The sequence below is a fragment of the Aurantiacibacter zhengii genome, assembly GCF_003584125.1.
GTDB classification, from domain to species: domain Bacteria; phylum Pseudomonadota; class Alphaproteobacteria; order Sphingomonadales; family Sphingomonadaceae; genus Alteraurantiacibacter; species Alteraurantiacibacter zhengii.
Window position 1 is genome coordinate 658530 of sequence record NZ_QXFL01000001.1, and the last position, 21989, is coordinate 680518.

Annotated in this window: 23 protein-coding genes; 12 read left to right on the forward strand and 11 right to left on the reverse strand. The window is 64.2% G+C overall.

Annotated elements, in window-relative coordinates:
* Nucleotides 1-23: 23 nt before the first annotated feature.
* On the reverse strand, nucleotides 24-488 hold the full coding sequence (locus D2V07_RS03300) for a peptidylprolyl isomerase (protein ID WP_119584636.1): 465 nt from the start codon (nucleotides 486-488) through the stop codon (nucleotides 24-26).
* A 112-nt stretch (nucleotides 489-600) separates the two neighbouring features.
* On the opposite strand from D2V07_RS03300, the gene mgtE reads away from it, so the two are divergent.
* The 5 genes from mgtE to D2V07_RS03325 all read left to right on the forward strand — a co-directional run bounded on the left by mgtE (nucleotide 601) and on the right by D2V07_RS03325 (nucleotide 3758).
* A complete protein-coding gene (gene mgtE, locus D2V07_RS03305) occupies nucleotides 601-2034 on the forward strand; it encodes a magnesium transporter (RefSeq protein ID WP_119584638.1) in 1434 nt (477 codons plus the stop codon).
* Between the two features lie 247 nt (nucleotides 2035-2281).
* Nucleotides 2282-2674, forward strand: a complete 393-nt coding sequence (locus D2V07_RS03310; protein WP_119584640.1) for a hypothetical protein — start codon at nucleotides 2282-2284, stop codon at nucleotides 2672-2674.
* A 31-nt stretch (nucleotides 2675-2705) separates the two neighbouring features.
* Nucleotides 2706-3095: a DUF1489 family protein gene (locus tag D2V07_RS03315; RefSeq protein ID WP_119584642.1), complete on the forward strand. Its 390-nt coding sequence runs from the start codon at nucleotides 2706-2708 to the stop codon at nucleotides 3093-3095.
* Nucleotides 3096-3209: 114 nt separating this feature from the next.
* Nucleotides 3210-3410 (forward strand): hypothetical protein, encoded by a 201-nt coding sequence (locus D2V07_RS03320; RefSeq protein WP_119584644.1) that lies wholly within the window; start codon nucleotides 3210-3212, stop codon nucleotides 3408-3410.
* A gap of 99 nt (nucleotides 3411-3509) precedes the next feature.
* Nucleotides 3510-3758 (forward strand): hypothetical protein, encoded by a 249-nt coding sequence (locus D2V07_RS03325; RefSeq protein WP_119584646.1) that lies wholly within the window; start codon nucleotides 3510-3512, stop codon nucleotides 3756-3758.
* A gap of 119 nt (nucleotides 3759-3877) precedes the next feature.
* Here the strand turns inward: D2V07_RS03325 and D2V07_RS03330 are convergent, their stop codons facing one another.
* Genes D2V07_RS03330 through D2V07_RS03340 form a run of 3 tightly spaced genes read right to left on the reverse strand, consistent with a single transcriptional unit; the run spans nucleotide 3878 to nucleotide 6781 of the window.
* Nucleotides 3878-4558, reverse strand: a complete 681-nt coding sequence (locus tag D2V07_RS03330) for a DsbA family oxidoreductase (protein WP_119584648.1) — start codon at nucleotides 4556-4558, stop codon at nucleotides 3878-3880.
* Nucleotides 4555-5436, reverse strand: coding sequence for an NAD(+) diphosphatase (gene nudC, locus D2V07_RS03335; protein ID WP_119584650.1), 882 nt, complete (start codon nucleotides 5434-5436; stop codon nucleotides 4555-4557). Before nudC ends, D2V07_RS03330 begins: the two co-directional genes overlap by 4 nt.
* Nucleotides 5429-6781 carry a serine hydrolase domain-containing protein gene (locus D2V07_RS03340; RefSeq protein WP_119584652.1) on the reverse strand — a complete coding sequence of 451 codons (1353 nt, stop codon included), beginning with the start codon at nucleotides 6779-6781 and terminating at the stop codon, nucleotides 5429-5431. Before D2V07_RS03340 ends, nudC begins: the two co-directional genes overlap by 8 nt.
* A gap of 121 nt (nucleotides 6782-6902) precedes the next feature.
* On the opposite strand from D2V07_RS03340, the gene D2V07_RS03345 reads away from it, so the two are divergent.
* Nucleotides 6903-7124: a hypothetical protein gene (locus D2V07_RS03345; protein WP_119584654.1), complete on the forward strand. Its 222-nt coding sequence runs from the start codon at nucleotides 6903-6905 to the stop codon at nucleotides 7122-7124.
* Here D2V07_RS03345 and mutY read toward each other — a convergent pair.
* Complete coding sequence (mutY, locus tag D2V07_RS03350) at nucleotides 7121-8152, reverse strand: A/G-specific adenine glycosylase (RefSeq protein ID WP_119584656.1); 1032 nt, start codon at nucleotides 8150-8152, stop codon at nucleotides 7121-7123. The two genes, D2V07_RS03345 and mutY, sit on opposite strands and share 4 nt — an antisense overlap.
* A gap of 29 nt (nucleotides 8153-8181) precedes the next feature.
* Between mutY and D2V07_RS03355 the strand changes: the two genes are divergently transcribed.
* The 4 genes from D2V07_RS03355 to smc all read left to right on the forward strand — a co-directional run bounded on the left by D2V07_RS03355 (nucleotide 8182) and on the right by smc (nucleotide 13762).
* Nucleotides 8182-8730 carry a DUF721 domain-containing protein gene (locus D2V07_RS03355; protein WP_119584897.1) on the forward strand — a complete coding sequence of 183 codons (549 nt, stop codon included), beginning with the start codon at nucleotides 8182-8184 and terminating at the stop codon, nucleotides 8728-8730.
* Nucleotides 8727-9422 carry a DsbA family protein gene (locus D2V07_RS03360; protein ID WP_119584658.1) on the forward strand — a complete coding sequence of 232 codons (696 nt, stop codon included), beginning with the start codon at nucleotides 8727-8729 and terminating at the stop codon, nucleotides 9420-9422. The genes D2V07_RS03355 and D2V07_RS03360 overlap by 4 nt, the downstream gene beginning before the upstream one ends.
* 139 nt (nucleotides 9423-9561) lie before the next feature.
* Nucleotides 9562-10320: a thioredoxin domain-containing protein gene (locus tag D2V07_RS03365; protein WP_119584660.1), complete on the forward strand. Its 759-nt coding sequence runs from the start codon at nucleotides 9562-9564 to the stop codon at nucleotides 10318-10320.
* 19 nt (nucleotides 10321-10339) lie between these two features.
* A complete protein-coding gene (gene smc, locus D2V07_RS03370; RefSeq protein WP_119584662.1) occupies nucleotides 10340-13762 on the forward strand; it encodes a chromosome segregation protein SMC in 3423 nt (1140 codons plus the stop codon).
* Between the two features lie 331 nt (nucleotides 13763-14093).
* Here the strand turns inward: smc and soxR are convergent, their stop codons facing one another.
* On the reverse strand, nucleotides 14094-14534 hold the full coding sequence (gene soxR, locus D2V07_RS03375; protein ID WP_119584664.1) for a redox-sensitive transcriptional activator SoxR: 441 nt from the start codon (nucleotides 14532-14534) through the stop codon (nucleotides 14094-14096).
* A 147-nt stretch (nucleotides 14535-14681) separates the two neighbouring features.
* On the opposite strand from soxR, the gene D2V07_RS03380 reads away from it, so the two are divergent.
* Nucleotides 14682-15056: a VOC family protein gene (locus D2V07_RS03380; RefSeq protein ID WP_119584666.1), complete on the forward strand. Its 375-nt coding sequence runs from the start codon at nucleotides 14682-14684 to the stop codon at nucleotides 15054-15056.
* 16 nt (nucleotides 15057-15072) lie between these two features.
* Here the strand turns inward: D2V07_RS03380 and D2V07_RS03385 are convergent, their stop codons facing one another.
* Both D2V07_RS03385 and D2V07_RS03390 read right to left on the reverse strand, forming a co-directional pair.
* A complete protein-coding gene (locus tag D2V07_RS03385) occupies nucleotides 15073-16458 on the reverse strand; it encodes a glutamate--cysteine ligase (protein WP_119584668.1) in 1386 nt (461 codons plus the stop codon).
* Nucleotides 16459-16521: 63 nt separating this feature from the next.
* Nucleotides 16522-17301, reverse strand: coding sequence for a 16S rRNA (uracil(1498)-N(3))-methyltransferase (locus D2V07_RS03390; protein ID WP_119584899.1), 780 nt, complete (start codon nucleotides 17299-17301; stop codon nucleotides 16522-16524).
* 108 nt (nucleotides 17302-17409) lie between these two features.
* Between D2V07_RS03390 and ubiA the strand changes: the two genes are divergently transcribed.
* Nucleotides 17410-18321, forward strand: a complete 912-nt coding sequence (ubiA, locus tag D2V07_RS03395) for a 4-hydroxybenzoate octaprenyltransferase (protein ID WP_119584670.1) — start codon at nucleotides 17410-17412, stop codon at nucleotides 18319-18321.
* 3 nt (nucleotides 18322-18324) lie between these two features.
* Here the strand turns inward: ubiA and D2V07_RS03400 are convergent, their stop codons facing one another.
* The 3 genes from D2V07_RS03400 to D2V07_RS03410 form a co-directional block, all read right to left on the reverse strand.
* Complete coding sequence (locus D2V07_RS03400) at nucleotides 18325-19680, reverse strand: methyltransferase family protein (RefSeq protein WP_119584672.1); 1356 nt, start codon at nucleotides 19678-19680, stop codon at nucleotides 18325-18327.
* Between the two features lie 93 nt (nucleotides 19681-19773).
* Nucleotides 19774-21141, reverse strand: a complete 1368-nt coding sequence (locus tag D2V07_RS03405; protein ID WP_119584674.1) for an outer membrane protein assembly factor BamB family protein — start codon at nucleotides 21139-21141, stop codon at nucleotides 19774-19776.
* 8 nt (nucleotides 21142-21149) lie between these two features.
* Complete coding sequence (locus D2V07_RS03410) at nucleotides 21150-21941, reverse strand: tetratricopeptide repeat protein (protein ID WP_119584676.1); 792 nt, start codon at nucleotides 21939-21941, stop codon at nucleotides 21150-21152.
* Nucleotides 21942-21989 lie beyond the last annotated feature (48 nt).

Sequence of the window (21989 nt, forward strand, 5' to 3'; positions counted from 1 at the left end):
CTCAGCGGGCGCCCCTTGTTGCATCAGGCGACGGTGGCCTTGACGATCTTGCCCGGGTTGGCGGGCGGCTCGCCGGTCGGCAGCGCGTCGACATGTTCCATGCCGCTCTCGACCTCGCCCCAGACGGTGTACTGGTTATCGAGGAAGCGGGCATCGTCGAACACGATGAAGAACTGCGAGTTCGCGCTGTTCGGGTCCTGCGTGCGCGCCATCGAGCAGACGCCGCGAACGTGGGGTACGTTGTTGAATTCCTGCTTCAGGTCGGGCTTGTCCGAACCGCTCATGCCGGTGCCGGTGGGATCACCGCCCTGCGCCATGAAGCCGGGGATCACGCGGTGGAAGACCACGCCGTCGTAGAAGCCTTCCTTCGCCAGTTCGGTAATGCGGGCTACGTGATTGGGGGCCACGTCACCGCGCAGCTTGATCACGACGTCGCCGCCCTTGCCATCGCCGCAATCGAGGGTGAAAGTCAGTTTCTCTTCGGCCATTCCAGTGTCTCCTTGCAAAGTTGGGGGCGCGTTAGAGGATCGCTGCGCGAAAGTCACGGCTACCGTGTTGCTGCGCCTTGCTTTTGCGGCCACAGGGCATAGACCGCGAGACATGGCCGATACCGACCTTCACGAACATGATGCCGAAGCCGCCACGCCCGAGGACAGGGTCCAGGGCGAAGGCCGGCAGTTCGACGAGGAAAACCGGCTGAAGCCAGAGTTCGTGCGCCAGGTTCGCGAGAGCCTGCGCGATGACAACGAGGATAGCACCTACGACCTCGTAGAACCGCTGCACCCCGCCGACATCGCCGACCTTTTCGAACTGTTGGAGCGGGACGACCGACGCGAACTGGCCGGTGCCATCACCGACCTGATGAGCGGCGAAGTCGTGGCCGAGCTGAACGACTACGTCCGCGAGGACATGCTGGAGGATCTTCCGCCAGAAGCCGTAGCGGAAATCGTCGGGCAGCTGGATACCGACGATGCCGTCCAGCTGATCGAAGACCTCGACGAGGGTGACCAGCGCGCCATCCTGGCCGAAGTGGAAGCGGGCGACCGCGCGGTTATCGAGACCGCCCTCGCTTACCCAGAGGAAACCGCGGGTCGCCTGATGCAGCGGGAGCTGATCGCGGTACCGGATTCCATGACCGTGGGCGACCTCATCGATTACCTGCGCTCCGAAGAAGGACTGACCACCGAATTCTGGGAAGTGTTCGTGGTGGATCACCGGTTCCACCCGCTGGGCACCTGCCAGCTTTCGTGGATTCTGCGCACGCCGCGGTCGGTGAAGATCACCGACGTGATGAAGCGCGACCAGACGCTGATTCCGGTGGAGATGGACCAGGAAGAGGTCGCGCTGCGTTTCCAGAAATACGCGCTGATCTCTGCTGCGGTGGTGGACGAGAACGGGCGGCTGGTCGGCCAGCTGACCGTCGATGACATCGTGCACATCATTTCCGAGGAAGCTGGCGAGGATACACTGCTGCTCTCGGGTGCTGGCGAAGGCGACATTAACGAGCCGCTGCGCGATGCCTATTCGGCGCGCGTGCGCTGGCTGGTGGCGAACCTTGGTACCGCCGTGGTCGCCTCTGCCATCATCGCCTATTTCGGGGCGGCGATCGAGCAACTGGTGGCGCTGGCCGTTCTTATGCCGATCGTCGCCAGCATCGGCGGGAATGCGGGTACGCAGACCATGGCCGTAACCGTGCGCGCCATCGCCATGAACCAGCTGACCAAGTCCAACACCTCGCGCCTCGTGCTGCGCGAACTGAAAGTGGCCCTGATGAACGGGGCCACCATCGCGGTGCTGATCGGCCTGGCCACGGCGCTGATCTTCAGCCCGCAGCTGGGCGCGGTGATTGCCGTGGCCATGGTCATCAACATCATCGTTTCCGGCATGGCAGGCGTTCTGGTTCCGGTCACATTCGAACGGCTGGACCAGGATCCGGCCGTGGCGAGCAGCGTCTTCGTGACCATGATCACCGATTCCATGGGCTTCTTTGCCTTCCTCGGCCTGGCCGTCGCGAGCGGTCTCGTTTCCATGTAACGCCAACACGGGCCACAGTTCGGGTTCGACCCCGAGTGCGCTTGTGAAACGTCATCGGGATAGAACGTCAGCAAAGCGAATGACTTTGGAGAATGCGGCATTAATCATGATTGAATTATGCCTTTGAACGCAATGGACATTCTGGTATAATTCAAGAATAGCCAGCGGTTTTGAAAGAAACCGATAATAATTCCGGCATCCCAATCCCACTGAAATACAAATTCTTCCTTTAAACGGAGAACTGCTCATGTCCGTGCATGAAGCGCTGGACCGGTTGGAAGAGACCTATCGCCTCATGGTTTCAGCCACGCTCTCGGATCGGCTTCCGGACGCTGCGGAGATCCTTGCGCTGCGCCAGCGTTTTGCCATCGAGTTCGGCAACCTGATGCTGGCCCTGAAGGACGACCTCAAGGGGCAGGGAAATCATTCGCTGCACGACGAGGTGCTGGACCGCCTGAAAACCCTGCGCATCCGGCTGATGTCCTACACGCTGGCGTGGCAACCGGCGCAAATAGAGGAAGATCCCCTTGCCTATCGCGAAGCGGCGGAGGGCATGGCCGAAATGGTCCAGCGGTTCATCACCGATACGCGCACCCTGCTGAAGCATGCCGCATCGGGCCGCGACCGGGGCGAGCCTTGAGTCCCCCGCCGCCCATCCTATCTTGGGAGCAATGCCGCTTCACCTGACCAAGATTGCCTTCGGAGCGGCCAACTTCACCGATATCGAGAGCTGGTATGCCGGTCGGCGCAGTCCGCATGTCACCACCCGCTATCGTCCAACGAAGTGGGAACAGTGCATCGGCGGATCGCTGTTCTGGATCCACCAGCACAATATCGTCGCCCGGTCGAAAATACTCGGTTTCTCGCAGACCGATAACGGCCGCTGGCTGATCGAACTGGAGCCGGAACTTGTCCGGGTCATGCCCCGGCCCAAGCGGGCGCACCAGGGCTGGCGCTACCTCAAGGGCGAGCCACCCCGTGATCTGGCGGAGGGCGAGGAAATCGGGGAGATCCTGCCCGGCAAGCTGGCGGGCAAGTTGCAGCGCCTTGGGCTGATCTGAGGCAGTGGCCCAGATTGGCGCAGCACCGGGGATATGCAACTCCCGTATTGTGCGCCGCAGCATATCGTTCTAATAAGGGCAGGAACCAAGGTTAGTGCAACTGGTTACTGCGTCATGAATTCCAAGGAACAGCATATCCGACCCGACGAGAAGCTGATGGCTCGACTGCACAAGGCGTGCAGCGTGTCTCGCAATGGCGGGGCGTTCGAGATGCGGGAGCGCGAAGGTGGCGATTACCTCGTCGAACCGCGCGCCACTGTGCGCAAGCGTTCGACCCTCGGTGCATCCATCAATTACAGCCCCAGCAACGCCTGAAGCGGCTTGGTCGCATTTGACGCACGTTTGCGCGTCTCCGGTTGGCTGGCTCGGAACATTGCCCCGGCCTTTCCCGTTGATCGGAAAAGGAGAATGCAAATGCCCGAACGCCAGAGCCGTCACCCCGATAACGATCTGATCGACAGCATGCAGGATGGTGCCACGCCATCGCAAGGTAGCCGATCGGGAGGTGAAGTGAACACCCGCGTCGGCACGCGAGACGAGATCAACCGCGCAACCGACCCCGACAACCGCGAGCCCGAAGTGGGCAGCGACAATCCGGCGCAGGATGCCAAAAAGGGCCCGAAGACCCGCGCCGCGATCCAGGACGAACGCAACGACTCCTGATCAGGCAAGCCGCTGAGCGGCCCTTAGATAATGTAAGACCTCGTCGGCGCATTGAAGCGACGGCGAGGTTTTCTTTTGCTCGACCATAATATGCAGCGCGCTCAAAAATGCCACAGCGCCTAGCCCGCATTTTCCTTTGCGACGATCTGCGACAGAGCTTGGGCGAAGCTTTCCGGCTCCTGCGCGCCTTGCAGCATGTACTTGTGGTTGACGATAAAGGTCGGAACGGCGGCAATCCCGCCGCTGACCCCGCGTTCCTCTTCCGCGCGTACGGCAAGTTCGAGCGCCTCGTCCTCCAGCGCCTCGCGTGCTGCCTTGCGGTCAAGGCCGACGCCCTCGCAGATATCCGCCAACACCTCGCGGTCAGCCATGTTACGGCGCTGCTGGAAATGGGCGGCGAACATCGCCTCCTTCAACCGCGTCTGCTTCTCCGGCCCGTGACTGGCCAGGGCCCAGCGCAGCAGCTTGTGACAGTCGAAGGTGTTCCACATCATCGCAGGCGGTGCTTCGCCCTCGCCTTGCCAGCTAATGGGAAAGCCGACCCGCTCCGCCGCGCCCTCCAGTTCGGATCGCATGGCTGCAATCTGCTCCTCGCTGCGGTTGTAGGTTCTGGCGAGCTGTTCGGACTGCAACCTGCCTTTGGGCGGCATCTGCGGGTTGAGTTCGAATGGCATCCAGCGCACCGTTACTTCGACTGCGTCTCCGGCAAGGCGCACGCCTTCGGAAAAACTGCGCCAGCCGACCACGCACCACGGGCACATCACGTCGGACCAGATATCGACGACCACCGGCATGCTCATGCCATGTTCTCCAGCCAGTGGTTCAACAGGTAGTGGGCGATGGCCGTGCGCGGCGGGGGAAGGAAGCTGTGAGCATCCGTCGGGTTGGCCATGGCATCCGCCACTTCATCCCGCGTGAACCAGCGCGCGTCCTCGATCTCGGTCTCGTCGATCAACAGATCGCGTCCTTCGGCAAAGGAGTGGCAACCGATCATCAACTGGCTGGGGAACGGCCAGGGCTGGCTGGCGATGTAGCTGACATCGCGCACGCGCACGCCGACCTCTTCCCAGACTTCGCGCTTTACGCCTTCCTCGATGCTCTCGCCCGGTTCTAGGAAACCGGCAAGCGCTGAATAGCTGCGTTCCGGCCAGCCGCGCCCGCGCCCGACCAGTAGCGCCCCCTCGTGCTCGACCAGCATGATCGCGACGGGATCGACGCGGGGGAAATGCTGCGCCTCGCACGATAAGCAACTGCGCTGCCAGCCGCCCTTGGCAATCTGCGTGTTGCCGCCGCACTTGGCACAGAAGCGGTGCCGGGCGTGCCAGTCGGCTATCGAACGTGCGCCGCCGAACAGGGCCAGCTCTGCCGATGGCAACTGCATCAATGCCATCATCGTCTCGCGCATGGTGACGGCTTGGCGCATATCACCCTGCGGCGGAACGGCCACGAACAGCGGCGCACCCTGTCGCAGGCCCAGGTAGACAAGCTCCGCATTCTCGCCGGTCCCCGAGAGGTTGGTGGTCAGCAGCGCACCGTTCTCGAAGCGCGGCATCACGCCGTCTAGCGCCAGCAAGCGCGCATCGTCCCGCGCGCGAAGCTGCGCCAGTTGCGCGGGATCGGCACGGGCGTGATCGTCGCGGTCGAGGTCATGACCTGTAAAGGCGAGCGGTTCAGTCAACGGAACGCGGCCAGTTACGGGCAAGCCTTGCCATGTCGTTCGCTACGGCCAGCGGGAAATCGCCCTGCACATCGTAGGCATCGACCGGCATGTACTGGGTCATCAGGGTATGGCGCAGGCCCCATCGCTTGTTGACGAGACCCACCGTGCCAGCCGCGCCGAACCAACCGAACAGCCCTTCGGTCTCGCCCGTCCCGACCAGACCTCCCGCGCCAAAGCCGAAAGAGCGCCCGTTACGCTGGAACCGGCCATTGGATGCCAGGGTTTCGGGAAACAGGTCGGACGTAGCCAGATCGACAGCAGCCGCGCTGGTGACCTGCGTATCTTCGATCACTCCGCGCCCCGCCAGCATCTGCAGGAAGCGGTCGTAATCGCGCGCGCTCGACACAAGCCCCGCACCGCCAAAGGGAAAGGCCGGTTCGTCCAGGTAGACCGAACTGGAAGGCAGGTCGATCGGCACCGGAATGCCGCCCAGCAGGAAATAATTGCCGGTAAACCGCTGAACGTCCTCCCGCTTCACGCGAAAGCCGGTGGAGGTCATGCCGCAGGGCGTGAAAATGCGGTCCTCCAGGAAGCTCGCAAAATCCTGCCCGCTTGCCACCTCGATCACCCTGCCCAGCAGGTCAAGACCTACGGAATAGCTCCAGCGCGTACCCGGTTGATAGACAAGCGGCAGTTCCGCCAGCCCGTCCGCGAAATCGGCGAGCGAAGGGGCGGGCGCGCCTCCGAAAATCTCCTGCGCAAGGGCCATGTTGCTGACCTTGCCGGGAACGATGCCGTTGGCACGGTAGGCGGCATTGATCGGACCGTTCTGCACGATGGTGTAACCAAGACCCGCAGTATGGGTCAGCAGGTGGCGGATCGTGATGGGCCGCACGGCCGGCTCCAGGTTGTCGCGCGTGATCGGACCGTCATACTGGCGCTGCACCTGCATGTTGGCGAATGCAGGCAGCACGTCGGCCAGCGGCTGGTCGAGTTCCAGAAGGCCGTCGTCGATCAGCATCACGGTCGCCAGGCCGGTGATTGGCTTGGTCATCGAATAGATGCGGAACAAGGTGTCCTCGTCCACCCCGCCGCTCCCGCCGAACGTGCGCGTACCTGCGGCAATGGTATCCGCTTCACCCTGGCCAAGGCCGATGCGCGCCACCATGCACGGCACGATGTCCCGTTCGACATAGCCGCGCACGAGATTGGCCACCGTGGGCCAGCGGACCGCTGCGGATTCGCGCGCGAAAGCAGGCCCGCTAAAGGGAAGCGTAGCGGCGGCCGCGCCAACACCAATCATGGCGGAGGAGCGGAGCATCGTGCGGCGGGAAACGGATTGGGAGACGGACTGGTTCAGCATCGGGCCGGCGACCTCAGGCAAGGGGTTGGCATCCAGGGGATTTGGCGTGGCGCAAGGCTTAGGCAGCGAAAACGGATGCCGCAACCTTGCACGCAGGCGCTGTGTTATCTATCTATAACACATGCTGAACATCATCTCGATTCTCATCGGCCTGCTGTCGCTGGTCATCGTTATCCCGGCACAGATCCCGTTCTTGGGCTGGGCGAACTGGTTTGCCCTGCCCTTTGTCGTGGCGGGTGTGGTGATCGGGCAGCTTTCCAGCAGCAATTCGGGCCGGAATTTCTGCCTGATCGTGCTGCTGATCGCCGCGATCCGGCTGACCTTGGGCGGCGGGTTTTTCTAGTCCCGCTTTGCCAGTACCAGCCGCGCCGCCTTGGCGAACAGCGTGGGCAGGCCCGCGTCCTCGATAGCGTGGACCGGCCACCATTCGCCTTCGCCGTTGGGCGTCGGGCGTTCTCCCGCGTGAACCGCCACGCCAAGCTCGATATCGAAGTGGGTAAAGCCGTGTCGCACCACGCCGCCGGCCTTCCACGCACCTGATACCGGCGCCTCGCCGTGACCATCGCCGCGGGCCGACCAGCCATCGTCGGGCAAGGCGCGCATGCCGCCCAGCATGCCGGTGCCGGGCCGCTTAACAAGCCACACCTTTTCGTCTCGCTCGATCCAGAACGCCGTGCCTGTCCGGCTGGGCCGGGCTTTCTTCTTCGCCTTGACCGGTAATTCCAGCGGGTTACCCTCCGACCGGGCCCGACATTCGGCACTGAGCGGGCATAGCAGGCACTTTGCATCGCGCGCCGTGCAAAGGCTCGCGCCAAGGTCCATCATGGCCTGCGCGAAATCGCCCGCACGTTCATCCGGCGTGATCGTCTCGGTCGCCGCGCGGATGGCCGGGCGCGACCCCGGCAGCGGATCGCGGATGGCGAACAGGCGGGACACGACCCGCTCCACATTGGCATCCACCACCACCGCACGCTGGCCAAACGCAATCGCCGCAACGGCTGCCGCCGTATAGGCGCCTAGCCCTGGCAGCTTACGCAGCTCGGCCTCGGTTTCGGGAAATCCGCCCTGCTCCGCAATTACGCGGGCACATTTCACCAGGTTGCGGGCGCGCGAATAATAGCCCAGCCCGGCCCAGGCGGCCATGACATCCTCTTCCGGCGCGGCAGCCAGCGCCCCGACGCTTGGCCACGTCGCCGTGAATTTCTCGAAAAAGGGGATAACAGCGGCAACAGTCGTTTGCTGCAGCATCACCTCGGAAAGCCAGACGCGGTACGGGTCCGGGCGGGGCGCACCCGGTGGCGCCCGCCACGGCAGGGCGCGGGCGTGACTGTCATACCAGGCGAGAAGCTTGTCTGAAACGGTGGCGGACACGTCGCGGCTATGGCATGGGAGCGCCAGCCATGAAACGCGACACACCACCGAAATCGGGGAAGACTGCCGGAAAGGGTGCAAAGCCCTACCAGCGCCCGCGCGGCGGCCCGGCGCGGCCGGTGTCCGAACTGGTACCGCAGATCGGGCGCGCCGCCTTTCGGCGCTATGGCTTCGTGCAATCCAGCGTTGTTACCCGCTGGCCCGAGATTGTCGGCCCTACCCATGCCAAGGTCTGTTCGCCCGAAAGCATCCGCTTTCCGCCCGGAGAGAAGAGCGAAGGCATCCTGGAACTGGTCGCCCTGCCCGGTCATGCCACGCTGCTGCAGCATGTGACGCCGGAGATCATAGAGCGGGTAAATCGTTTCTTTGGCTATCGCGCCATCGCCCGCATCAAGATCCGGCAAGGCGCGGTTAAGCCACCTGCTGCTCAAGAGAAGCGCGCTGCACCACCCTCGCTCAAGCCCATTCCGATGGAACTGGGCGATTCCCTGCGCGATGTCGGCGATCCTGAACTCAGGGCGGTGCTGGAGTCACTGGCGCGCAGCGTGGCGCGCAAGGAAGAGGACGAACAGGAATGAAACGTACGGCGGCCGCTGCATTGGCGGCGATTGCAATGTCTCTCGCGCTTTCGGCAGCACCTGCCATGGCGCAGAACTGGAATGCAGAGATCGTGGAGACCGACCAGGGCTATCGGGTGGGCGATCCTGAAGCGCCGCTGCAAATCATCGAATTCGTCAGTTATTCGTGCTCCCACTGCGCCGAGTTCGAGCGCGAGGCGGAGGCCGAGCTGCGCTATCTCTATGTGCACGAAGGTTATGCCGCGCTGGAAGTGCGGCATCTTATCCGCAATCCGATAGACCTTGCGGCAGCCCTGTTGACCGAGTGCGGTGAGCCCGCCCAGTTCTTCGACAATCACCGCGCCGTGCTGACCACCCAGGATAGCTGGATGGAAACCGCCCAAGGCTTGAACGAGGCGCAGATTCAGCGCTGGCAAAGCGGCACGATCAGCAGTCGCATGCGCGCCATCGCTGCCGACCTTGGTTTCGACGACCTTATGGAAAGCCGGGGGCTGTCCGCCAGCCAGGTTACCGCCTGCCTGAACGACGAGGGCCGCGCCCAGGAAATCGCCGAGATGTCCCGCGCCAATGCCAGCGAATACAATGTGCCGGGCACGCCCAGCTTCGTACTCAACGGCACCCTGCTGGACGGGGTGCATGCCTGGCAGCCGCTGCGCCAGGTGCTACTGGCCGCGCGCCAGAATAGCGAATAAGGCAGAGCGAACAGGGGACAAGCCTGTGCAAAAGCGCCGATTCGCGGGAAACGGCGCTTTTCAAATACCAACCAGCCGGTTCTAAACTGCGGGATTACCCGATCGGGCCGGACACGATCAAAACGGAAAGCTTTTGAACATGACCAATTTGCGCCGCATCGCTCTTGCCGCTCTCGCCGCGCCGCTGGCTTTGGCGCTGTCCGCCTGCGGCGACGATGCTGACGGTGAACTGACCTCCAGCGAACCGATCGAACATATCGCCGCACCCGAAGGCCAGGCATGGACCGACGTTGTCCAGGTAACCGACAGCGACGGATACCTGCTCGGCAATCCCGATGCTCCGGTCAAGCTGATCGAATACGGCTCGCTGACCTGTGGCGCCTGTGCCAACTTCGCCCAGACCGGGGCGGACGCGTTGAAGGAAAAGTACGTTTCCACCGGTGTCGTCTCGTTCGAGCTGCGTAACCAGGTTCACAACGCCTTTGACCTGACGCTGGCCGCGCTGGCCCGTTGTTCCGCGCCCGAAAGTTTCCACCCGCTTGCCGACCAGGTATGGAAGAACTTTCCGCAGGTCATGGGCGACATGCAGAATGCCCAGTCGCAGCTCGCCAATCTGGGCGAGGTTCCGGAAAACCAGCGGTATATCGCGATTGCCGAGGCCGCCGGGTTCCTTGATTTCTTCGCCGCGCGGGGCATCAGCCGAGACCAGGCCGCGTCCTGCCTCGCCGATAACGAAGCCGTACTGGCCATCGCGGAGCGTTCGGACAAGCAGTCTGAAGAACTGGACGTGACCGGCACGCCCACCTTCATCCTGAACGGTCGCAAGCTCGATGAAAATCGCTGGCCCGGGATCGAAGCCGCTTTGCAAACCGCTGGCGCGCGCCCGGCGGAAGGCTGAGGGTTAGCGGCGGGCGCCTATGGAGTTTCGCAAGCTTAGACTTAGCGGCTTCAAGAGCTTCGTAGAGCCCGCCGAACTGCGCATAGAACCCGGCCTTACCGGTGTCGTCGGCCCCAATGGCTGCGGCAAGTCCAACGTGCTGGAAGCCATCCGCTGGGTAATGGGTGAAAACTCGCCCAAATCCATGCGGTCGGGCGGCATGGAAGATGTGATCTTCGCTGGCACCTCCACCCGGCCGCCGCGGGATTTCGCCGAAGTCGTCCTCCACGCGGTGGACGACAGGGGCGAACCGCTGGACGTGACCCGCCGCATCGAACGCGGCGCGGGCAGCGCCTATCGGCTGAACGGCGACGACGTGCGCGCCAAGGATATCGGACTGCTGTTCGCCGATGCTGCCACCGGCGCGCATTCCCCCGCCCTCGTCAGCCAGGGCAAGATCGCGCAGGTCATCGCGGCAAAGCCCACCGAACGGCGGATGATGCTGGAAGAGGCAGCCGGGATCGCTGGCCTGCACGTGCGGCGCCGCGATGCCGAGAGCAAGCTGCGCTCGACCGAGAAGAATCTCGAGCGGCTGGAAGACCTGATGGCAGGCCTCGATTCGCAGATCGGGTCGCTCAGGCGGCAAGCGAAGCAGGCCGAACGCTACAAGGTGCTGTCGGACCAGATCCGCGTGGCCGAGGCGCGACTAGTCTTCGCCCGTTGGCGCGATGCCGCCGCTGCAGCGGAGGCTGCGCGCAAGCAGGCGAAAGGCGCGGACGAGGCGGTTGCCGATGCCCAGACCGCCGCGAAAGACGCCCAGAAGGTGCAGGCCGCACTGGCTCAATCGCTGCACGAACTGCGCGATGAGCTGGCGGACCGGCGAGACGATGCCAGCGCCCACGGGCACCGCATGGCCGCTCTTGCCAGCCAGCTTGAAGCTGCCGAGCAGCGTCTGAAGGATCTCGACCGGCAGAAATCGCGCCTTGAGGAAGACCGGGTCGACGCAGATCGCATGACGCGCGATGCCGCCAATGCCCTGAAAGACCTCGAATCAGCGCTCGACAAGGGGGCCAAGGCACTGCTGGCAGACGAGGCGAAGCGCCCCGATATCGCTAAGGCCGTCGACAAGGCGGAGAGCGAGGGACGCAAGGCCGAACTCGCCTTGGCCAAGGCAACGGCGGACCATGCTGGCGTGGAGGCCGAATGGCGCGTTGCCGAAGCGGAGATCTCGCAGGCGCAATCGCGCGTTGACAGGCTGGATGCCGAAGCACGGCGGCTGGAAGACCAGCGCGCCGCCTTGCTGGGCGAGAGCGACCCCGACGAAGACGTTATCGCCGCAAAAAAGTCTGCCGAAGATGCCGCCGCCCGCCTCGCTGAACTTCGCGAGGGGCTGGAAACCGCCCGCTCCCGCAAGGACGAACTCGCCACCGTGCGCGACGAGGCCGCATCGCAGCTTTCCACCGCCCGCGCCGAACTCGCAGGCGTCGAGCGGGAATGGCAGGCGCTGAAGCGGGACCGTGAAGCGCGTGAGCGGCAGAAGAAGGGCGGCCACGGCCTGCCCGCTGCGCTCGATCGCGTGTCTGCCGAGCCGGGCTACGAACGCGCGCTTGCCGCCGCGCTTGGCCGCGATGCCAAGGCACCGCTCGGCTCGCCCGAGGCGAAGGCGGAAGGTCGCTACTGGACCGGCTCCACGCCCCCTGCTCCGGTGGCAGACAGCCTTGCCGCTCACGTGCGCGATTGCCCGCAGGAACTCGCCGCCCGCCTCGCGCTGGTGCACGTTGTCGAAAGCGACGACGCGCGCGACCTCAAGCCCGGCGAATGGCTGGTGACGAAAGACGGCTTCCTGCGCCGCTGGGACGGCTTCGTCGCCCGCGGCGAGGGCGCTGCCGAAGCGGCACGGCTGGAAGCGGACAACCGCTTCGCCGCGCTGGAAGGCGAACTGCCCGCGCTGCGCGAAGCGGTCGAAGCGGCGTCCAGCGCGCAGGACGCGGCGCAAAGGGAACTGTCAGACCTGCAACGCGATCTCGTGGCGCAGGAACGCGGCATCAACGAAGCGGCCGAGGCCGAGCGGCAAGCCCTTCGCGCGCAGGATCAGGCAGAGGCACGGCGCGAACGGCTCGCCGCCCGGCGCGCGGAACTGGCGGAAAGCGGCAAGGACCTGGATGAGCAAAAGGCTGCGGCGCTGGCCGACCTGGAAGCCGCCAGGGCGAAAAAAGCCGAACTGCCCGACCCCGAAAGCGGCCGCGTTGCGCTCGAAGCCGCCCGCGCCAAGAATGAGGCCGCGCGCGAAGCCGCGCAGTCTGCCGCCGCCGCGCTCGCCTCGCACGATCAGGCGCTGGCGGTGTCGCGCGAACGCGTGGCGACGCAGCGCAAGGACATGGCCGCGTGGCAGGCCCGCGCCGGAGACGCGGCAAATCGCCTCGCCGGCATGGAAGCCCGCTTCGAGGAAATCGCCGAGGAGCGCGCTGTCATCGCCGCCAAACCCGCCGGGCTGATGAAGGAGATCGAGGGCGGCGAGGCGGTTCGCGCGCGGCTGGGCGAGGAACTGGCCAAGGCCGAGGCCGCCGTGCGGGAGACCGAGGAACAGGCCCGCGCTGCCGATGCCCGGCTGAACGAGGTCAACGAAGCCCTTTCCTCTGCTCGTGAGAACCGCGCCACGCTGGCGACGCGCGCCGAGAACGAGGAACAGCGCCGCGAGGAGATGGCACGGCTATCGGGCGAACGCTTCCAGTCGCCGCCTCCGCTGCTGCCGCAGAAACTCGAATTCGACGAAGAGAGCGTGAAGCAGTCCGCCGCCGAGAGCGAGGAAATGGACCGCCTCACCGCCAGCCGCGAACGGATCGGCCCGGTCAATCTTGTCGCCGCCGACGAGCTCGAGCGGATCGAGGCCGAACACGGCGCGAGCGCTGCCGAGCAGGCCGAACTGGCCGAGGCGGTGGCGCGCCTGCGCGGCTCCATCGGCAATCTCAACCGCGAGGGGCGCGAGCGCCTGCGCAAGGCGTTCGAGGAAGTGGACGGCCATTTCCGCAAGCTGTTCGCCCGCCTGTTCGACGGCGGTCAGGCGCACCTGGCACTGGTGGACAGCGACGATCCGCTGGAGGCCGGGCTGGAAATCTACGCCCAGCCGCCGGGCAAGCGGCTCCAGTCCCTCAGCCTGCTGTCAGGCGGCGAGCAGGCGCTGACGGCCACCGCGCTGATCTTCGCCCTGTTCCTGACGAACCCCGCCCCCATCTGCGTGCTGGACGAGGTCGACGCCCCGCTGGACGATGCCAATATCGAGCGCTTCTGCGACTTGCTGGACGCGATGAACCGGGACACGAAGACCCGCTACCTGATCGTCACCCACAACGCCGTGACCATGAGCCGCATGCACCGCCTGTTCGGCGTGACGATGGTGGAACGCGGCGTCTCCCGGCTGGTCAGCGTGGATCTGGGCGAAGCGGAAGCGATGGCGGCGGAGTAATCGAATCGCGTCGAACTTTCATCCGCCTCGGTAAAATGTGTGGCCGCGGTTCGGGGGTACAAATGCCTTTAAGATGTTTTCCGGCTCAACCTTTTCAGCTTCAAGTTCCAGTTCGGCTTCGTCGTCGGACAACCAGCAAGTCTGCCGATCTAGGTTTGTCCTCACCATGCCGAAAGCTCTTTCGGACGCGAACCTGACGTTCGATGCAAGCACATAGCGGTGACAGAAGAAACCTGCAGGTCTTGCGTCGATTTGCGGAAACCTGAATGCAGGTTGTTCGACAAGCCAATTCAGTCTTCCGTGAATATGAACAAGATAACAGCGCATATCCCTAATCCAGAACCGCCCGCGGCCCCGGTCCTTTCAGGCCTAGCTTGTCATCCTTGTTGTAGAGCTGGCACTTCGTCAGGCTGAGGCAGCCGCAGCCGATGCACTGGTCCAGCTGGTTGCGCGTGCGGTTGAGAAGGGTAACTTTTGCGTCGATCTGTTCGCGCATGGCGCGGCTGATCTTGCGCCAGTCCTCTAGTGTGGGGTTGCGCCCTTCAGGTAGTCCGGCGAGGTGTTCTTCGATCTCCGCCAGGCCAAGGCCCAGTTTCTGCGCGATCAGCACAAAGCTGACGCGGCGGATATCGCTGCGCAGGTAGCGCCGCTGGTTGCCGCCGCTGCGCAGGGGATTGAGTAACCCCTTCTCCTCATAGAATCGCAACGCCGAAACGGCGACGCCGGTGCGCTTGGCCAACTGGCCGATGCTGATGAATTGCGCCTGCAAGATTTATCCCCGCTATCCCCGATTTCCACAAAAGCTTGACCTCAACTTAACTTGAGGTTGCATCAATGGGCAAGCAGTGATTCGGCGCGTTCTGCAAGGGACGCGGCCAAATCGTTGCGAAACAACTGTTTGCCAGGAGAATATCGCATCATGTCTCAAGCCCGAATCGAACACGTCAACCTGACCGTATCCGACCTCGACAGCTCGATTGCCCTCTTCGAAAAGCTGTGCGGCTGGCACGTGCGCATTCGCGATATACACGGCGTGCGAGGCGAGTTTGCCCATGTCGGCGGCGAAGATACCTACCTCGCGCTGTGGGCCGACGGCGCGGATTACTCGGGCCAGCAAAAGGGCAAGCCTTTGAACCATGTCGGCATCGAGGTTGCCGACCTGGCAGTTGCCGAACGGGTGGTGCTGGACGCCGGGCTCAAGACGTTCAGCCACGGAAAATACGAGCCCGGCCCGCGAACTTTCTATTTCTTCGACTGGGACGGGATCGAATTCGAAGTGGTAAGCTACGCATGAGGTGAGCGGGACGACGTCAAAAGGCCTGTTCGTAGACCCGCGAGATGTCGCCATTCCATTCGCCCTGGTACAGGTCGAGCAGGCGCTGGGCGGGCACCTTGCCGCTGGCGACGATGTCCTTGAGCGGGGCGAGGAAACCGCTTTCGTTGTCGCCCATGGAGTTCTGGCGGCCACGCGCCACCAGTCCGTCGTGCGCGATGTCGAGCACGTGCCGCGCCAGATCGCGCAGGGTGCCGCCACGCGGCAGCGGCGCATCGAGCGCCTGCGCGGGCACTGCGTTGCGCAGATGCTCGCGCTCTTCCATCGTCCAGCCCTTCACCAGGTCCCACGCTGCATCGAGCGCCGCATCATCGTAGAGCAGGCCGACCCACAGGGCGGGAAGAGCGCAGATGCGGTTCCACGGACCGCCGTCGGCACCGCGCATTTCGAGGAAGCTTTTCAGGCGCACCTCCGGGAAGGCGGTGGAGAGGTGGTCCCACCAGTCGCTCGGCGTCGGCAGTTCGCCCGGAAGCGCGGGCAGTTCGCCCTTCATGAAGTCGCGAAAGCTTTGCCCGGCGGCATTGATGTAGGTGCCGTCCCGGTAGACGAAGTACATCGGCACATCGAGCATGTAGTCGACGTAGCGTTCGTAGCCGAAATCATCGTCGAACACGAAAGGCAGCATCCCGGTGCGGTGCGGATCGGTGTCCGACCAGATGTGGCTGCGGTATGATAGGAAGCCGTTGGGCTTGCCCTCTGTAAAAGGCGAATTGGCGAACAGCGCGGTGGCCAGCGGTTGCAGCGCCAGGCCAGTGCGGAATTTCTTCGCCATGTCGGCTTCGCTGGAATAATCGAGATTCACCTGGATCGTGCAGGTGCGCAGCATCATGTCGAGGCCCAAGTTGCCGACGCGCGGCATGTGGTTGCGCATGATTTCGTAGCGCTGCTTGGGCATGATCGGCAGGTCCTCGCGCGCCTTGTCCGGCCACATGCCGAGGCCCAGGAAACCCACGCCGCACGCCTCGCCCACCAGCTTGCACTGGTCGAGGTGGCGGCCGGTTTCGGCGCAGGTCTGGTGCAGCGTTTCCAGCGGCGCGCCCGACAGCTCTAGCTGGCCGGCAGGCTCCAGGCTGATCGTGCCGTCGCTGCCGCTCATGGCAATGGTGTTGACGGTGCCGTCCGGCCCGCGCTCTTCCACCGGCTCCCACCCGAACTGGCGCATCGACATCAGGATGTCGCGAATGCCGCCGTCCTCGGCATAGGTCGGAGCGCGGAAATCGGCAGTCCTGAAAACGAGCTTCTCGTGTTCCGTGCCGATTCGCCACTGCTCGCGGGGCTTTTCGCCAGCCTGCATCGGGGCGACCAGCTGGTCGCGGCTTTCGATCACGGGCTCCTGGCCCTCTGATGCCTTGCGCGTGCTCATGGGTGCAAGCCTCTAGCGGAACAATGGCGATTGGCCACCAGCAATTTGTGTGGGCGGGCCCTGTCAGCCATCGCCATCCCAATCGCCGGCCAGCCCCATCCATAGCGCGGTGGCGGCAAGCGCGGCGGTTTCCCCTCGCAGTATCCGCGGACCCAGCGAGATGGGCCGCGCCTGCGGATGAGCGCGGATGGCCGCGCGTTCGGCATCGTCGAAACCGCCCTCGGGCCCGGTAAGGATCGCGGCCTTGTGCGCGCCCTCCCCGCGCTCGGGATACTTCGTGAAAGTGAAGGCTTCTGCGGCTGGCCGTCCGCCCTCCTCGTCGGCGAAGAACATCAGGCGATCTGCGGGCCATTCGCGCAGCAGCGCATCGAGCTTCTGCGGCGCAGCCAGCGAAGGCAGCGCGGTGCGCGCGCACTGCTCTGCCGCTTCGGTGACGATCGCACGCGCGCGCTCCGGGTTCAGTTTGTCTGCCACGCACCGGCGCGTGATGACGGGGTGGATGGCGGCAACGCCCAGTTCCGTGGCCTTTTCCAGCACCATGTCGAACCGGTCTTTCTTCAGGAGTGCCGGGCACAGCCAGAAATCGGGCACAGCTTCGCGCTCGCGCAGTTTTTCGGTCACCGACAGGGTGACGGAGCGCTTACCGACGTTCTCGACCGTGGCAAGCCACTCGCCGGTACGGTCATCGCACAGTATCACGGCATCGCCCGTGGATACGCGCATCACCTTGGCCAGGTAATGTCCCTGCTGCCCGTCGATGCTAAGCGAGTCCCCAGCAGACAGGGCATTCTCCACGAACAGGCGCGGGGCGGACTTGGGCGGCCATGCGGGTGTAGCGGGCATGGTTTCGCCTTTAGCCACAATCCTCATCCCGGCGAAAGCCGGGATCTCGTTCGGATTGGCGAAAGATCACGGCTTTCGCCGGGGTGGCCTGCAGGGTATGGCCGCCTCATGTCCGCCGAGACCATCACGCCAGACAGCGAACACCGCTCGCTTGCCGAGCGCCTGCCCCAGCCCATGCGCGACTATGCGCTGCTGGCGCGGTTCGACAGGCCGATCGGGTGGTGGCTGCTGTTCTGGCCCTGTGCGTGGGGCACGTGGCTGGCAGGTGCGGGTCTGCAATGGCAGCTGGTCGCATGGTTCCTGCTGGGGAGCATCGCCATGCGCTCTGCCGGTTGCGTCTACAACGACATCGTCGACCGCGATCTGGACAAGAGCGTTGCCCGAACGGCCAGCCGACCCATCGCCAGCGGAAGGGTCAGCCCACGGGCCGCATGGGCGTGGCTGCTGGTGCTGTGCGGCCTCGGGCTGGTGGTGCTGTTGCAACTGCGTTGGCAAGCCCAGCTGGTGGCCCTCGGTAGCCTTGCGCTGGTGGCAGCCTATCCCTTCATGAAGCGTATCACATGGTGGCCACAGGCGTGGCTGGGGCTGGTGTTCACCTGGGGCGCGCTGGTGGGCTGGTTTGCCTTGCGGGGCGACATGCTGGGCGTGCCCCTGGCCCTGTATGCCGGCGCGTTCTTCTGGTGCATGGGATACGATACGATATATGCCATGCAGGACCGGGAAGATGATGCGCTGGTGGGGATCAAGTCCTCTGCCCTTCGCCTCGGCAAGCAGGTAAAGCCCGGTGTGGCGGTATTCTACGCGGCTGCCGTCGCCCTGTGGGCCTTCGCCTTCTGGCAATTGCGCGGAGACTGGGTGGCGCTGCTGGCGCTTGCTCCCGCGGCGCTGCACCTTGGCTGGCAAGTGGTGACGCTGGACGGCGGCGATCCCGCCAATCCGCTCGATCGTTTCCGCTCCAACCGCTGGACAGGCGCGCTGGTGGCGGCTGCTTGCTTTGTCGTGGGAAATGCGGGCGGCTAGACGCTATTCGGCGGGCTGCGGGGCGGCATCCGGCTTGCGCGGGTTGGCCGCGCGGAAGAAGCGCGACAGGCGCGAAGTGATGACGCCATTCTCTTCCATCCAGTCGTAATAGGCGCGGTACTTCTCATCCTCGGCCAGCAGGTGTGCCTCTTCCGTCCGCGCGCGCCAGTAATATATGCCGCTCACGCAGGCGAGGAAAACCGTGTTGCGGATGGCGTCCGTCAGCGAATCCGATGTGACCAGGAAGGGCATGTAGCAGAACCACCAGAAGGCGTTTTTCGACAGGTAGGCCGGATGCCGCGTATAGCGATAAGGCCCGTTGGTGATGACACCGCGGTAGGTAAGGTTCGAGAAGCGGATGCCAAAAGCGACCGTCGCCCAGGCGTAAATCCCCGTCAGGAAGACCAGCAAAGCGGCCCACAAGTAAAGCATCGGAGCGTTGCCCGCGAACCAGAAGGCCCAGTCGGCAGTGTTGTATTCGTACTGGATCACCCCTCCGTTGCCCATGATGCCATAGACGAACGGGGGATAGCACAGCAGCGCCGCTACCCAGCCCGCGAAGAAGGGATTGCCGCTGCGGATATGCGCGTCGAGCGGGCGCAGCGTAAGCAGGTAGCCGACCGTGCCGATCTGCACGTCGATCACGAACAGCAGCTCGAACAGCGTCACGCCCAGCCGCACCGGATCGTGTACGATATCGGCACCGTTGGCCTCCACCACGGCAGCGAAGCCCGGAGGCAGGATGCCGATCATGAACGCGCTGAAGAACCCCTTGATGATCCAGGCGCGCCAGTGCTTCTTCACCTGCTCGCCGTCCCACGCCTCGCGTCCGACAAGCATGGCCCCAAAGTGCCAGCAGTGATCCTTCGGGTTCACCATCACCCGGTCGATCCAGATCATGTAGGGGACGGAAAGGACGAACATGGGCACCACGGCCCAGCCGATCACCTGCATCGCGAAGAGGTAGTTCCCCTCCCAGTACCACCGGCCAAGCATGTAGAACGCGCCAATGATGAACCAGGTGGCCCAAAGCCCCGCAAGCTTGGTGATCGAGATGTCGACCACCTCGGACACCGATCGCCTTCGCGACCAGTCGATGCCGGTGGAGGTATTGCGGTGGACCTTTTCGACCAGCAGCGACCATGCCGCCATCGCCAGGCCCGTGAGCACCATTGTCGCCAGCGCGGCATTGGGACCCGACAGGCGTCCGCGCTCGTTCGCCCAGCCCATCATTTCGCAGATTTCGGGCCAACCGCGTGCGAATACGATACAGGCTAGCAGCGTGACGAGCCCTACAAGGCCCACCCACGGGGATACATCGCTAACCGGTGGCCGCGACTTGTGCGTCTGCGCGTTCATCCCCGCCCTGATAGGCGCGAAGGGTTAAAGGGCGGGTAACACCCGGACCATTTTCAACCGGGACGTCCCGCGGCGGGACAAATGCCCCTGGCGTCAGCGGTAGGCGTGGATCCTGCCCTTGTCGTCGAGGATATAGAGCATGTTGTTCGCCACGACCGGAGGCAGCGAAACGCCATCGTCCAGGCGGGTGAAATCAAACACCTCTCCGGTCATCACATCCAGGCTCTTCACATAGCCGCGACTGCTGGCAACCCACAGACGTCCGCTGGCCAGCACCGGACCGGTCCAGAAGATCGGCCCTTCGCGATCTTCCGCGTCGCGCCAGCGGTCAAGCTGGGTGATCCAGCGGATACGACCGGTTCCCCGCTGGATGGCGAGAAGCTGCGCCTCGTCGGTCAGCGTAAACACCCATTCGCCGATAACCGTTGGCGTGGAAATCCCTGCCAGCGTTAGTTCCCAGATGCGTTGGCCCGTCAGCAGTTCATAGGCCGCCATGCGACCGCCCTGACCAAGCGCATAGACGCGGCCCTGGTCGATGATGGGATCGGCGTCGACGTCGGTCAGCGTGCCGACCTGCGTGCTGATGGAAGTGCGCGCCAGCGCGTCGGACCACAGTTCGCGCCCGTTTTCGTAACGGTAGGCAACCAGTTCGCCGGTGGAGAACCCGGCGACAACGGTGCCCTGCGCGGCGGCAGGAGCAGCCACGCCGAACACGCCGGACTGACCGGAGGCAGCGGCACGCTGCCACACGATTGCGCCGTCTTCCGTGCGCAGCGCGAAAACCTGGTTATCCTGCGTCATCACGAACACTTCGTTGAACGCGATTGTCGGTCCGCCGCGCAGCGGACCGGCGGGCTTCACGCGCCAGATTTCCGCACCGGTCTCCGCATCCAGGGCAACCACGTCGCCCACGCCGTTCGTCGCGTAGACGCGGCCTTCGTTATAGGCAGCACCGCCGCCGAAGGTCGCATCCTCCAGGTCGCCGGTCACCTCGATCTGGTGCCGCCACCGGCGCGCACCCGTTTGCGCGTCGAAAGCGTGAATTTCCGCCTGGGTATCGACCACGAACAGCTTTCCCGCACCTACGACCGGCGAGGCCGCAAGGCGGCGCGTCTTCGTCGTACCGGAAATGCTGGCGGTCCACGCCCGCGCGGGATTGTTCGACAGTGTCACATGACCTGCCACCTTGGCCGCGTTGCCACCAGCCTGCGGCCAGGTTTCGTTGGTGGTTGCGGTCGGCACGACGACCGTCACATTGGCCAGCGCCGGGTCGGCGGAGATATCGGTCGCGATGCGCGAAAGGATCGGAATACGGTTGCCGTTCGTGGGCGTTTCGTCATCGTCCTTTCCGCCGCCAAACAGACCGCCGGCACAGCCAGCCAGAGCTAGGGCCATCAGCGGAGCGGCGATTCGGGTCGCCCATGTACGGTTCGGGCGGCGCAGGTTCATCATCGTTTTCATACTCGCTTCTATTCGACCAGCTCGACCGAGGTATCTTCCGGTGCCTGGCCAGTCAGTTCGGCCAGGGTGGCATCGACATCCTCGATGGCATCGAAGCCCAGCAACCCGGCAAGCTGCCGCGTGCGGCTGCGAATGGATTGAGGCACATCTTCATTGCCCGACAGGGCCACCAGCAGGGCGCCGGCCTCGTCGGTCTTGTTCTGATCCAGGTAGGCGTGCGCCACCAGTTCGCCGGCGCTGCCGTAATAGGGACTGTCAGGCACCGCGAGCGGCCCCACGCGGTCGATCACTTCCTGTGGGTCCATCTCGTCATATCGCGCCGTCACGCTGCGGATGGTGGCGATGTTGCGGATTTCCTCGGGCAGGTCGCCATCGCTGGCGATTCCATCGTAGAGCGTGCCCGCTTCCTGCGTATCGCCGCGTTCCATCGCGATCCCGGCGCGCAGCATTGCGGCCATGGCCGCTGCGCCGCCTTCGCCATCTGCCAGTGCAGCCAGTTCCTGATCGGCTGCGTCGCTGTTGCCTGCATCCAGCTTGTCGATTGCCAGCACCAGCTCTTCGGATTGCCTCTCCAGGTCACTTTCCCGCTCGTGCTGCCACCACAGGAACCCGGCAAAGGCCGCCATGACCACCACGAAGGCGATTGCCAGTGGCACACCAAATTTCTTGGCGAAATTGCCCACTTCGTCCTGGCGAACGGCCTCGTCCACCTCGCGCATGAGCATATCCTGCTCTGCGTCGGCGCGCCCCTGCGACTTTGAACGGGCTGGCAAATTGGGGTTGGTCGGTTCTTTGGCCACTATCTGTCGATCATGCTGGATTTGATATCAAGCCGCGCTCTTTAACGG